Here is a 13,805-nt window from a genome sequence, read left to right as displayed (position 1 = left end):
TCTCTTTATTTGAGCTTTCTTGTCCCCGATGTATCGATAGATAGACTGACCTTTACGGTTTTTAGCGTATCCTTTTCTAAAGGAATTTTCCCGTTCACGCTTACTTTTTTCCAATCGTTAGGATTTTGTTGATACATGGTTTCAGAGAGATTCAACACATCAATATTATGTGCTTTTCCTAATTGATACAGCTGTCGTATTTCCTTTTCGACCGTTTTTTGGGCTAACTTGATTAGTTGCTTTTCCGTTAGTTGCTCCCGCAATTCAATAACGCTTCCCTTTGCTTTGACTTCGACAGTAAAGTGCGGAATAGTTCCACTCATTTTGTAAGAAATTTTCGATTTGGGACCTAACACGACAATCGAGGCGACAGTCCGTTTTCCTTTCTTAACATAAATCGGTGTACGGGAAATATCTTTTTCGACCCAGCGAATCCCTTTTAGTTTTGAACGGTTGGTGCATGTTTGCAGATGAAAGTGGCGCACAAAGCAAATGCCTGATGCAGATAGCATCGTTTTTGTTTTATTATTTTCTTCCCAATGCGTTTTTGAAACGCTGAGATAAGGAATTCGCACCGTTTTTCCTGGTTCGTTGGCATCTGCTAAAAAGCGATTAAGACGGATCGGACGGATGAACGAATTTTGCTGAAAAATATCTTCCGGGTTAGCGAGCAAAGAAAAGTAGACGGATGCTTGCAATAACGGAACGGTAGAAAACAGTTCATCAATCGGTTCTTTTGTCGCATATACCCAAAGGGTGTGGCGAATTTCGCTGTAACGGTCGAGCACATCGAACACGTCTTTAAGCGGAGCATGCTTTAATGCCCGCTCTGTGAACACGATTCCTTTGACGTGCCCCCATGATACCATTTGCTGAACAGAAGGATAAATATTGTCTGTTACAATGTTGAATGTTTCTCCCGTTGCTTTGCCAACGGCTGTGCTCACTTTTTGCTGTCCGCCGCCCGCGTTTGCTTTAGCGAGTCCGGTAAAGTTAATAAATTGCACATAAACGATAAACTTATGATCTTTATAATCGACGCCGATCGCATGAACGTAGACAACATGGTCAATATCTTTCATTCCCCAGCAGCCTGCAAGCAGCATTGAAGAGAGAAAAAAGGGGATCGCTCGTTTCAGCACTAGTTGTTCCCCCCTCTTGGTGTATCATCGCGTGGGGACAATAATCCTGGACGTTTTTTAAATTTTTTCCAACCGCTTGGAATGAGAACTTTCAAGATATCCATGCTTGGCGGCGACAGCGGTCTTAAGTACGGAACGCCAAATGATGTTAGGTTGACGACATATGTTAGCAATAAAAAGAGCGAAACGATAAATCCAAACAGTCCAAAAAGCGCCGAAAAAACAAGAACGATGAACCGCAATACTGTCACCGCTCCTGATAAATTTTGGTTTACGAGCGTAAACGTAGCGACTACGGCAATCGCAGCGACGACGAGGGTTGGAGGAGCGGCCAATCCAGCGTCGATCGCCGCTTGTCCGATAATGAGACCTCCAACGACTGATAACGTTTGTCCAACTGCAAGCGGCAGCCTCATACCGGCTTCTTTAAAAATTTCAAACAATGCCAGCATGAGAAACATTTCAAGCGTCACTGGAAGCGGAACGCCTTGGCGCGACAAGACGATGGTTGCCAGCAATGTAAAAGGGAGCTCGTATTGGTGAAACGATGTGAGACAAATCCAAAACCCCGGCAAATAAATCGAAACAGAAATCCCAAGCAGTCGCAATATTCGTTGGAATACAACAAAGAAAAAGGCAGTATTGTTATCTTCCGACGTATTCAATAAAAATGTTAAATTGGCAGGTCCGATCAAGACGGTGGGCGCTCCATCGACTAGCAGAAGAAAGCGTCCGTTTAACAAATTGTTTACAGCATAATCAGCTCTTCCAGTGTATCCAAGTAAAGGGAATAAGGTAAAGCGTCGATCGGCGATTAATTCTTCAAGCTGGTTCGTACTTGTGATAGAATCCATATTTAATGTTAATATTCGCTGTCGCACTTCATCAATCATTTCCGGATTGGTGATATCCTTCATATACATGAGCCCTATTTTTGTTTGGGTCCTTCTGCCGACAACGAATAATTCGTAGCATAATTGTTCGGATTTTACCCGTTTGCGGATTAAGGCGACGTTTTTTGCAATTTCTTCAATGAATCCGTCCTTTGGGCCGCGAATGGATACCTCGGTGTTCGGCTCTTCGGGACTGCGGTTCGGCGGATTTGCAAGCGTCACTGAGAATAATGCATCGGCTTCTTGAAAATAAATAAGCAAATCGCCATTAAATAGTAGGTAGTTCATATCATCAATGCGCACTTCTTTGCCAAGGAGATACATCGGCATAAGCTTGTACGCTTGGATTCCCTCGACTGTATCGCATGGATAATCTCGGCACATTTCTTGAAACAGAGGAAAAATGACTTGCCTGATTTGATGGGAATCACAAAGCTCCTCGCAATAGACGAAGGTAACGGTCAGTGATCGGCTTGCGCTTCTTGCCGGTTGAATAACCGAAGTGATGATAGCGACGTCTTTACAGCGGGAATAAAAATGCCGCAGCGATTCTTCTGTAACGATAATCGTTTCTTGACCGGTCCGATCATTGGGTGCTTGCTGCGACTGTGCTGCTCGTAGCGGAATTTGATGCATCATGATCCTCTCCTTGTTTTAATATGCGAAATGAGCGCCAACATTGCGAGCAAGACAGACATACCTAGCATGAGCCATAACGATAACGGCAAAACAAATCGATTTAACAACTGTAAAAACATAGGGTCGCTGACCGGGAGAAGTATGGCGGAGAAAATGGCAATATAGACGACAATTAACACCCAGCGCCGCGTTTGTTGGTTTGTGATCGCAAACAGCTCCAAAATGAGAGCTGTTGCGAGCGAAATGCGAATAAACGCCCCCGATATCCATTGGTAAATCGAAAGAAAATCCATATGCTCAATATATGTTCCTAAACTAATCAACCGCCATTGTTCAAAGGCGGGATAGCGAAATGACATCGCTTTTTCCGGACCGAACTCGATAATCGCGCCGATCGTTGGCCCGATGCTTAAACTTGCCGCCGCAATTGCAATAGCGAGAAGCGCGACAAATGGGAACCGCGGTTGCAGGCGGTGTTGGAGAAATAAGATCATTAAAATTTCGACATATCCTGCTCCTGTATAAACCATTCCGCGCAACACAGGATCCCATCCATTTTCCATAATAGGCTTTAACAATGAATAATCTTTGTGAGGAGTTGTTGTTATCATGACGAAAATACCGAAAATAACAACAAACGGCAAAATAATGCCCGACGTTTTTGCGATCGAGTCAATACCTAAATAAGCGTTGTAAAAACAAAGACCTGAAAAGACAAGCGCAATTGCCCAGTTGGGGGTTGATGTTAAATAAGTTGTTGTTGTAAATGTCACTGTATCTTTTAATGTGACATAGCTGATCACGAGTAATAATAGAGTGCCAAAAAATGCTACAATGTATGCAACAACAATTGAGAATTCGGTTTTTAGCCATATAAATAGATTGACTTGCTTTGACTGTCGCATTACAACGTATAAAAGAACAACCAATATCGGAAGCAGGCCGAGCGTTAAGATGGCGGAAATCCATGCATCGCGTTTTGCAACATCTAACAAAAGCGGAATAACGATGACATGATTCATTAAACCGATCGATAGCATCAAAACGAAAGCTAATTGTACGATGCTTAATGGATATCCCTTCACAACAGGCCACCTTCCTTAATTAGATGTTTAGAACTAGGATACTAGTGTTTCCTGTAAAAGGAAAAGCTATTCTTTGAAAAAAACAGAATGGAAAAAGAAGAAAAATTTGATACAATGAAACAAAGCAACTGTATTTAGAAGGGGGAACGCATATGTATTTCAACTTGTTTGAAAACGACCAACCAAACGCTTGCTTCTAAGGCGAAGCAAGCGGCTAACTTGCGCGCTTCGTCTTCCGTGGGAAAAAGCTTACGAAAGACGGAGGTTGATCGAAATGAAGAAGTCATTGTTTGGTTCATTGTATTTATCTCTTGCGGCAGGCATTTGGGGTGGGATGTACGTCATCAGTAAGTACGTACTTGACTATATTCCACCGTTTACACTTGTATGGCTTCGCTATGCCGTTGCTTTTAGCGTTTTATTGTTCGTTTTAAAGGTTCAGAAAACGACGTTTTCTATCGAAAAACGAGACTGGCTGCTCATTGGATGGATCGGCATCATCGGTTACGTCATCTCTATTTCATGTCAGTTTATTGGCACGAAATGGTCAGATGCGCATACAGGAGCGTTAATTACATCAGCTACTCCAGCTTTTATCGTGTTGTTTGCAAGATGGATTTTAGCAGAAGCGATCACGGCAAGAAAACTGTTGGCTCTGTTGTTGGCGACGGCGGGAGTTGTTGTAGTGATCGGTTTAGACCGCAGCGGGGAATCTACATTTTGGGGAAATATGATGCTAGTAGGAGCAGCGCTCACATGGGCGCTATTATCTGTCCTAGTGAAAGTGGCTTCTGTCCGACTTCCAATTTTAGTTGTCACAACATATGCCATTTTCATTGCGTTTGTATGCACAACCCCTATCATGATTTGGGAGTTGTCTGAACAAACGATTACTTTGTTCAACACTTCGATTGTTTTGGGGATTCTATATCTCGGGGTTGTGTCCACAGCGGGAGCGTTTTTTCTTTGGAACAAGGGAATGGAATTGATGGACGCGGGAGTCGGATCGCTGTTTTTCTTTTTCCAGCCGCTTGTTGGCTCGCTGTGTGGCTGGCTGTTTTTGCATGAACAGTTAAGCGGGGCATTTTGGAGCGGGGGAGCCCTTATCATTGCCGGAGTTGTGATTGCGGTGTTTAGCGAAAAACGATAGTCCTAGCAACGTAGGGGGAGAGAAACGATGTCGAATCGAGCCAAAGGATTAGCCATGGTCGTTACGGGGGCCGCTCTTTGGGGATTATCGGGAACAGCGGCGCAAATATTGTTTCAGGAAAAGCAAGTGACTGCTGAGTGGCTTGTTGCTGTACGTATGGTGCTTGCTGGGATTGTGCTGGTGTTGTTGGGCGCTTTCAAAGGATTGAAACCTTTCTCCATTTGGCGCGACAAACAAAGCGCTTGGCATTTGCTATGGTTTGGCCTTATTGGCATGCTCGGTGTGCAATATACGTACTTTGCTTCCATTGCTACAGGCAATGCAGCGACAGCAACATTATTACAATATTTAGCCCCTATTTATATTGTGCTCTACTCTATGATCAAACAGAGGGAAAAACCGTCGAAACAAATAAGCTTGGCTATTTTATTAGCGCTGGTCGGCACGTTTTTATTAATGACCAACGGAACGACAAGCCAATTGGCAGTTTCGATCATTTCCGTTATCTGGGGGATTTTGTCCGGCATTGCCTTGGCGTTTTATACGTTATCGTCCGCCCAGCTGCTGAAAAAATGGAATTCAATGATTGTGGTTGGATGGGGAATGATTGTGGGGGGAACAGCAATGTGTCTGATCATTCCTTCCGTTTTTCCAGCGAACATCGTTTTCGGGATTGACACATGGCTGCTTGTTTTATTTGTAGTTATATTTGGCACATTGATTGCTTTTCTATTATTTGTTGAAAGCATTCGCCATCTATCGCCGACGGAATCGAGCTTGCTTTCAAGCGTGGAACCGCTTTCTGCTGTAGCGGCATCTATTGTATTTTTGCATGTTTCGTTTGGTTTGTTTCAAGCGGTTGGAGCAGCATGCATTATCGCAACAGTGTTCCTTTTATCACAGCCGAAAAAGAAGAAAATGTATAGAGAGTTTGAAACAGGGATGTAGCGGCAAGCGCCTCCCTGTTTTATTTTGCTAGAGGAAACGTGACGGTAATAACTGTTCCTTTATGTTTTTCGCTCTGAATATTCCAAGTCCCATGCATCGTTTCAATCAATTTTACTGCCACCATCGCTCCTAGACCGGTTCCTTTTTCTTTCGTACTAAAATATGGCTCGCCGAATCGGTTAATTTGTTCACTTGTCATTCCGACCCCAGTATCTTTCACTGTAATCACTACGTCATTTCCGCGAACTAAAGAGGAAATGGTTAGCATGCCACCATTCGGCATCGCTTCAATGCTGTTTTTAATCAAGTTAACAAAGCATTGACGGAAATGCTGGGCGTTTCCGGTGATGATCCCAGACTCTAAGCTTTCGACCAGCTGGATGCCGTTCATGCGGGCGAGAGGCTGCAACATATGGATGACCATTTGTAGTTCAAGATGAACCATGAGCGGTTCCATTTTATTTGTAGCCGGTTTAGCAAACGTTAAATAGTCGTTAATAATTGTTTCCGCCCTATTAATTTCTTCAAGAGCGATGTGAATATAGTGCTCTTGTGTTTCCTTTGAAATCTGTTGCGATTTCATTAATTGAATAAATCCTTTTACTACTGTGAGCGGATTTCTTACTTCGTGCGAGATGCTTGCAGCCAGTTGGCTTACAATTTCCATCTTTTCTACTTTTACAAGTTTGGATCGCATCATAATCGCTTCTTTCAATGTTTCGGTAATATACACGACAAACAGCATGCCAACCGGGGGGATCAAAATGAAATCGACAATATAAGAATCAATTACTTGAAAATCTGAAACGGCAATAGCAACAAATGTTGTTAAAATAGCGACAAAGAACGTTAACCAAACGGACATAAACAATTTGCCTGATCGGTTTAATCGATGAAAAGCTGGAGAGGCGAGGGCAGCAACGATAAACATTGTCGCATAGACTGCAACAGTTACGAACTGAAATCCGTAAAACATAAATCGAACAGCAAGCAAAATTAGAAGCAGCATTCCTCCCACAAACCATCCGCCGTATAGCGTGCCGATCAAAAATGGAATTTGCCGTAAATCATGAACGCAGTCATCAGCGATATAAATTGGAAATTTCATGCACAACAGTAGCGGAAATCCGGTACAAACGACAAGAAGCCACTGTTTATGGCGACGGCTCATGTTCCATCGTTTTCCATGATCATAAATAAAATAATAGATAAAAATGCTTGATAAGATATAAAACAAATTGTTTAAAAGGTTTTGATTAATATACGTCTCCATCACAAAGTCCCCTAACAAACAAACTTTAACAATTCTAATTATACGAAAATAGGCATGGTTGAAAATAGGGTTTTCCAATATAAAGACGATAAATAAAGAAAAACTTGCTTTTATGTATTAACTGTACTACTATTATTATTACAGTCAGTACGAAGTTAGGAAGGAGGAGGGGAGATGTTTGAGCTTGACATTCGGAGCCGGCAGCCTATTTATGAGCAATTAGTCGAAAAAATGAAGGAGCTCATTATTCATGAAGTATGGAAGCCGAATGAACAATTGCCATCTGTTCGGGTGCTGGCGAAAGAGTTAACCATTAACCCTAATACGATTCAAAAAGCGTATCGTGAACTCGAATATCAAGGCTACATTTATTCAATCCCAGGAAAAGGGAATTTTGTGGCGCCGCAGTCTAAAGCTATCAATCATGAAAAGGTGGAGGCAGTCAAACAGCAGTTGCTGAAACTTTTATGTGAAGCGTTCTACATCGGCATTACAAGAGACGACATTTTATCATTGCTAGAAGAAGCGGAGCAATCGGCAGGAAGGGGAGATGAAACATGATTGAAATTCGTCACGTTCGGAAAGAATTTGACGAGGTGGAGGCAGTCAAAAATGTAAGCCTTCATATTCAGCAAGGGTCGATTTATGGGTTGCTTGGTTCAAACGGTGCAGGAAAAACAACGTTGCTGAAAATGATGGCAGGCATTTACAAACAAGATGCCGGCGAGATTTTCATTGGCGGAGAGCCGGTGTTTGAAAATGTCAAAGTAAAGCAAACGACGATTTTTTTACCTGATGCATTGTACTTTTTTCCACATACAACAGTTCAACAAATGGCGCAGTTCTACAAGGATGTCTATCCTTCTTGGAATGAAGAGCGTTTTGGGAAGCTGCAAGAATTATTTCCGATTGATGTGCATAAAAAAATTCACCGCATGTCGAAAGGGATGCAACGGCAAGTGGCGTTTTGGCTGGCATTCTCGGCGATGCCTAATGTATTGATTCTTGATGAGCCGTTTGATGGACTCGATGCGGTCATGCGGCAAAAGGTGAAAAACATACTCGTGCAAGATGTAGCGGAGCGAAATATGACGGTCGTTATATCGTCTCATAACTTGCGGGAAGTGGAAGATCTTTGCGACCATGTCGGCATTTTGCATCATGGTGAAATGTTGATGGAAAAAGAACTAGACGATTTAAAGGCGGATGTCCATAAAATTCAGGTTGCATTTCGCAACGGTCTTCCATCTTTGTTTCTTCGAGGCTTCCAAGTTCTCTTTCAGGAAGAACGGGGCAGCGTGCTGCTTTGCATCGTTCGCGGCCAAAAAGAACAAGTGGAGTCGCATATTCGGAAGTTTGAGCCGCTCATTTTCGATGTTTTGCCGCTTACGCTAGAAGAAATTTTTATTTACGAAATGGGAGGGGTCGGGTATGCGATCGAAAACATTCTTGTTTAGCCGTTCGATTTGGCTGCAACAAATACGCAATATCGGATGGATTGCGCTTGCTCATCTTCTTTTGCTTTTGGCTGTTGTTCCGTTGCCGATGATCGTCGTATATACGACGAAAGCAACAAACCAACTTCCGACTTGGAGAAATATATATTCCATTTCCGGGCCTTTTCAAGGGATGATCGCTTTTACGATTCCGGTGCTGTTGGCAATTTTCTTATTCCGTTATATGCAAGTAAAGAACTCGGCGGATTATATGCATAGCTTGCCTTTTCGGCGCGAAGCATTATTTGCGCAGAACATGGTGCTTGGTTTGGCTATATTATTCATTCCAATCATCGTGACGGCTTGCTTGACAGCCATGCTCTGTTACGTATTGCCGATTGACCGCTCCATTCTCGCGATGGCAGATGTGATGCGGTGGACGGCGGAAATGGGTTTGATGGAACTGTTTGTATTTACGGCAAGCGTCTTTGTCGGCATGCTGACGGGCTTGTCGGTGCTGCAAGGGGCGTTTGCTTACATTCTGTTTTTGTTCCCAACTGGCATTTCCGTTCTCGTCTTGCTAAATATGGAATATATGTTGAGAGGGTTTGCGTCGGAATACTATTTAACTGCGAAATTGGAACAAATCGTTCCGTTCGTTCGGTTTTTGGAACTGGAATCAAGGTCACTTAGTACAACAGAAGCCGGTTGCTACATCATTGTTACTATGCTGTTCACCGCTCTATCGCTATGGCTGTATCGAAAGCGGCAAAGCGAAGCAGCGAATCAAGCGCTCGCGTTTCCGATTTTGCGTCCGGTGTTTTTGTATGGAGTCGCATTTTGCTTTATGCTTGTCGGCGGGCTGTATTTCGGCGAAATGACGGTAAATAGCCTTGGTTGGATCATATTTGGCTATGTGATGTTCTCATTCATCGGTTTTTTTGTTGCAAAAATGATTGTAGAGAAAACATGGCGCGTGTTTTATAAATGGAAAGAATATATGTATTTTGTCGCAGCCATGCTCGTCGTTGGCGTTATCATTCACTTCGATTTGACGGGATACGAAAAACGGATTCCACAGCTTTCCGAGATTGAACAAGTATATTTTGGAAACTCGACGGCGCGCTTTCAGCAGTTTTTTCAAGAAGAACATAATGTATCTATAGAGCAGCCTGATCAATTTTTAAAAAGTAAAGAAAATATCAAAAATGTATATTTATTTCACCAACAGCTGATTGAAAATAGAAACACGCACGGAGCCTTGCAGGGAGACTTCAGAAATGTCGCTATCGGTTACGTGTTGAAAAACGGCGACCGTTTCATCCGCACGTACAGTGTGCCAGCGGATGAATATATGTTGTTTGCAAGGCCGATTGTCGAGTCAAACGAGTATAAGAAAAATTACTATTTCCTCCTTCATGACAAGGGAGTAGCTCCGATCCGCCAAGTCACCATCATCGAAGAACCAGTCGGGGAAAAGCGGGTGACGCTTATCGAGCCGAAGCAAATTAATGAGTTTATGTCTTCATTGAAACAGGACATGATGGAAGAGAAAATGGAATCGCTAGTTGGCGGTGTTGGAACATGGGGAATGATCGAACTTCTGCAAAGCGACGGGGATATCATTCATGTTACGTGGAAAAAAACATATGCCCATACCGAACAATGGCTCACGCAGCACAAGCTGCTCAGTAAAGCGCGCTTGACCGCGGCTGAAGTCGACTATGCGTTAGTTGTCAAAAACAAAGAGCGGAAACCGCTCTATGAAATTCTCGGTGACCCGAATTCAGCGCAAGCGCAGCAGTTTTTGCAGCAAAGTGCGACGTTGCGCGTTACAAATAAACAGCAAATTGAAGAACTATTGCGGCAATCAGCTTCTAATCCTGGTGATGCCTTATATTTTATTGCTTTTTATCGGTCAGGCCAAAGGGAGCCGCAATGGGAGGTCATAGATGAAAAGAATATCCCATCCTTTATCCGGGAACAACTCCCATAAAACACGAGGCGAATCATGCCTCGTGTTTTTATTCAAATAAGTATTTGAATGTGTAGACACATTTGCGCTTCTCGCATATAATATATTCAAATCTATATTTGAATGAAGGTGACATGCATGGTTCGCGATGTTTGTGAAACGTTTTGTTTTGACGAGGAGAAAGTAAAGTCGGTTAAACGATATATTGATCAAATCGAAGGAGTCGAACAGCTGTTCAAAGCATTATCAGACGCCACCCGTTTAAAAATTGCCTATGCCCTCACGTTAGAGGAGGAATTGTGCGTCTGTGACGTGGCGAACATCATTGGCTCGACGGTGGCGACGGCCTCGCATCATTTACGCGTTTTGCGTGATATGGGACTTGCGAAGCATCGGAAAGAGGGCAAGCTTGTGTTTTATTCATTACAAGATGAACACGTTCACCAATTGGTGTCGATCGCCCTTGTACATGCGAAAGAGGGGGAACGCGATGGAAAATAAACACGTCTATCGGCTCCAAGGTTTGTCGTGTGCTAACTGTGCTGCCAAGTTTGAAAAAAATGTGAAAGCAATTCATACGGTGGAAGACGCGCAAGTGAACTTCGGTGCCGCCAAACTAACCGTGATTGGTGAAGCTTCTATGGAACAGCTGGAGAAGGCTGGCGCTTTTGATGGAATCCGTCTTATTCCGGAACAGGCAAAAATACAAATTGATCCTCTTCCATTCTGGAAAAAGCGTGCTAATATTTTAGCATTCATTTCAGCGTTCTTCGTTTTGCTAGGGTACGCTGCATCCGCTTGGGGAGGGGAGAAAGATCCGCTTGTTATAGGGCTGTTTGCTTTATCAATTGTAATCGGCGGATATGATTTATTGCGGACAGGACTAGCGAATATATGGCATTTCCGCTTTGATATGAAAACGCTTATGACGATCGCGATTATCGGCGCGGCTTTTATTGACGAATGGAAAGAAGGAGCGGTTGTGGTATTTTTATTTGCAGTGAGCGAGGCGTTAGAGCGCTACTCGATGGACCGTGCTCGCCGTTCGATTCAGCAATTGATAGACTTTGCGCCAAAAAAAGCGCTCATTCGTCGGGGCAAGCAAGAATACGAAATGGACGTTGACGATTTGCAGGTGGACGATATCATTATTGTGAAACCGGGCCAAAAAATCGCAGCAGACGGCGTTGTGATACAAGGAGCATCTTCTGTCAATGAGGCGACGATTACGGGTGAATCGATGCCGGTTCATAAAACAATAGGTGATGAAGTGTATGCGGGGACGATGAATGAGGAAGGAGCGTTAGAAATCCGCGTCACCAAGCGCGTGAACGATTCAATGCTTGCGAAAATGATTCATCTTGTAGAAGAAGCGCAAGCGGAAAGGGCTCCCTCGCAGCAGTTTGTCGACCGTTTTGCCCGTTATTATACACCGATGATTATGCTTGTTGCCTTTTTTGTAGCATTAATCCCACCACTTTTGTTTTCAGGGAGTTGGGAAACGTGGATTTATCGGGGGTTAACAGTTTTAGTTGTTGGATGCCCGTGTGCGCTTGTCATCAGTACACCTGTTGCGATCGTGACAGCCATTGGCCATGCGGCTCATCGCGGTGTTCTTATTAAAGGAGGTATCCATTTAGAAGAACTAGGGAAATTGACTGCCATCGCATTCGATAAAACAGGAACATTAACGAAAGGAAAGCCGGAAGTAACGGATATCCATATATTTAGTAACGATCGCACTGAGAAAGAGTTGTTGCAGATTGCTGCATCCATCGAGAAGTATTCCCAACATCCGATTGCGTCTGCAATTGTGCGAGAGGCACAGAAACAAGGAATCTCCCTTGATGAATGGTCAGTAGTCGATTTTCACTCAATCACAGGAAAGGGTGTTAGTGCTTCTGTCAATAAAACGGCTTACTATATCGGAAGCCCAGCTCTATTTTCCGAACATCCGCTTTCGACAGAGATGGTCGATGCAATTAGTTCGCTGCAACAGGAAGGAAAAACAGTCGTCGGGATAGGCGATCAAACGGAATTGTTTGGAATCATTGCGGTTTCTGATCGAGCTCGTGAACGTGCCGCTCTAACGATAAAGCAGTTATATAGAGAAAAAATTGAGAGAATTGTAATGCTCACAGGAGACAATCGGGCAACGGCCACATCAATTGGCGGTGCGCTTGGCGTCAACGAAGTCAAAGCGGAACTGCTTCCGGAAGACAAACTCCGCATTATTAAAGAAATACGAGATGAGCACGGCCGGATTGCCATGGTAGGAGACGGGGTAAACGATGCTCCGGCGCTCGCGGCAGCTAGCGTCGGGGTAGCAATGGGAGCAGCGGGGACAGATGTCGCGTTGGAGACAGCTGATATTGTTCTCATGAGTGACGACCTGCAACAATTGCCTTACGTGATACGACTCAGTCGCAAAACATTGCGAATTATTAAACAAAATATCATGTTTGCTTTGTTGTTAAAACTGTTAGCTTTAATTTTGATCGTTCCCGGATGGCTCACTTTATGGATGGCGGTTTTTGCTGATATGGGGGCAACGTTAATCGTTCTTTTCAACTCACTTCGCTTAATGCGGATATAACCAACAACCTCTTGCAAATGTGCAGGAGGTTTTTTGTTAGCCAACAGTTATCTCATTATAAAACTAAGCTTATGTTTTACGGAATGCATTCGCTTGTTCTGCCAATGACAGACGTAAAGAAAGGATGTTATAACAATATTCCTAAAATATGTACAGGCCTTATATTGTGAACGGTCGTCATAGAGCTTGTTTGTTGTTTATTTTATAATAAAGAATTTTTTAAATTTTTTTATTTTTAAAGGAAACGGAAACAATTTATAGAAAATAATAAAATAAGACTTTTATCCGATGATGTATAAAATTTTGTGTAAAGCATTTTACTAGATCAAAATAAAAAAGGTAGGGTATTCTCTGATTGAACCCAAACATTCCAGAGAAAGGAGAACCCTACCTATGTCTAAAAGTATACCGAATGTCGACTGGGCAAATCAACTGGAAAGTGTCATTCGTCAGTTTATAAAGGAAAAATTAGAACTGATCATGCGGGAAGAAATTAAAAATTTCCTCGAAATGGAACAAGCCGGAACGTCGAATATGAGAAACGGCTACTATCAACGAAATTTAGATACGCAATATGGCCGGATTGAGGGTCTTTTGGTCCCTAGAGACCGAAACGGAGAATTTCAAACCCAATTGTTCGCTCCTTACCAACGCCACACGGGCTGGCT

Annotated in this window: 12 protein-coding genes; 8 read left to right on the top strand and 4 right to left on the bottom strand. The window is 43.2% G+C overall.

All coding sequences use genetic code 11. The features are described 5' to 3' along the window. Window positions 1-5 precede the first annotated feature (5 nt). Genes N667_RS0115635 through N667_RS0115625 form a run of 3 tightly spaced genes read right to left on the bottom strand, consistent with a single transcriptional unit; the run spans window position 6 to window position 3,759 of the window. Window positions 6-1,142, bottom strand: a complete 1,137-nt coding sequence (locus tag N667_RS0115635; protein WP_027410425.1) for a Ger(x)C family spore germination protein — start codon at window positions 1,140-1,142, stop codon at window positions 6-8. Continuing rightward, the gene (locus tag N667_RS0115630) at window positions 1,142-2,671 is read right to left on the bottom strand and encodes a spore germination protein (protein WP_027410424.1); all 1,530 of its coding nucleotides are present in this window, start codon (window positions 2,669-2,671) and stop codon (window positions 1,142-1,144) included. Before N667_RS0115630 ends, N667_RS0115635 begins: the two co-directional genes overlap by 1 nt. Next, window positions 2,671-3,759 carry an endospore germination permease gene (locus N667_RS0115625; protein ID WP_027410423.1) on the bottom strand — a complete coding sequence of 363 codons (1,089 nt, stop codon included), beginning with the start codon at window positions 3,757-3,759 and terminating at the stop codon, window positions 2,671-2,673. The genes N667_RS0115630 and N667_RS0115625 overlap by 1 nt, the downstream gene beginning before the upstream one ends. Before the next feature lie 274 nt (window positions 3,760-4,033). Here N667_RS0115625 and N667_RS0115620 point away from each other — a divergent pair, with 274 nt between their 5' ends. Further along, the gene (locus N667_RS0115620; protein WP_027410422.1) at window positions 4,034-4,909 is read left to right on the top strand and encodes a DMT family transporter; all 876 of its coding nucleotides are present in this window, start codon (window positions 4,034-4,036) and stop codon (window positions 4,907-4,909) included. A gap of 27 nt (window positions 4,910-4,936) precedes the next feature. Further along, a complete protein-coding gene (locus N667_RS0115615) occupies window positions 4,937-5,857 on the top strand; it encodes a DMT family transporter (protein ID WP_027410421.1) in 921 nt (306 codons plus the stop codon). A 19-nt stretch (window positions 5,858-5,876) separates the two neighbouring features. On the opposite strand, the gene N667_RS0115610 is transcribed toward N667_RS0115615, so the two are convergent. Beyond that, complete coding sequence (locus tag N667_RS0115610) at window positions 5,877-7,130, bottom strand: sensor histidine kinase (protein WP_027410420.1); 1,254 nt, start codon at window positions 7,128-7,130, stop codon at window positions 5,877-5,879. A 174-nt stretch (window positions 7,131-7,304) separates the two neighbouring features. Here N667_RS0115610 and N667_RS0115605 point away from each other — a divergent pair, with 174 nt between their 5' ends. The 6 genes from N667_RS0115605 to N667_RS18845 all read left to right on the top strand — a co-directional run. Continuing rightward, window positions 7,305-7,691, top strand: coding sequence for a GntR family transcriptional regulator (locus tag N667_RS0115605; protein WP_027410419.1), 387 nt, complete (start codon window positions 7,305-7,307; stop codon window positions 7,689-7,691). Beyond that, entirely contained in the window at window positions 7,688-8,587 is a 900-nt protein-coding gene (locus N667_RS0115600; RefSeq protein WP_027410418.1) for an ABC transporter ATP-binding protein, read from the top strand. Before N667_RS0115605 ends, N667_RS0115600 begins: the two co-directional genes overlap by 4 nt. Further along, a complete protein-coding gene (locus tag N667_RS18850; protein ID WP_198020562.1) occupies window positions 8,562-10,562 on the top strand; it encodes an ABC transporter permease in 2,001 nt (666 codons plus the stop codon). Before N667_RS0115600 ends, N667_RS18850 begins: the two co-directional genes overlap by 26 nt. A gap of 117 nt (window positions 10,563-10,679) precedes the next feature. Then, window positions 10,680-11,042, top strand: coding sequence for an ArsR/SmtB family transcription factor (locus N667_RS0115590; protein WP_027410417.1), 363 nt, complete (start codon window positions 10,680-10,682; stop codon window positions 11,040-11,042). Beyond that, a complete protein-coding gene (locus N667_RS0115585; RefSeq protein ID WP_027410416.1) occupies window positions 11,032-13,137 on the top strand; it encodes a heavy metal translocating P-type ATPase in 2,106 nt (701 codons plus the stop codon). Before N667_RS0115590 ends, N667_RS0115585 begins: the two co-directional genes overlap by 11 nt. Before the next feature lie 393 nt (window positions 13,138-13,530). Further along, a partial coding sequence (locus N667_RS18845) for a transposase (protein ID WP_035099123.1) occupies window positions 13,531-13,805 on the top strand: 275 nt, incomplete at its 3' end.

The organism is Anoxybacillus tepidamans PS2 (genome assembly GCF_000620165.1).
Lineage (GTDB): Bacteria > Bacillota > Bacilli > Bacillales > Anoxybacillaceae > Anoxybacteroides > Anoxybacteroides tepidamans_A.
Note: the sequence above shows the minus strand (reverse complement) of the source record. Positions and strands in the feature narration are given on the sequence as shown.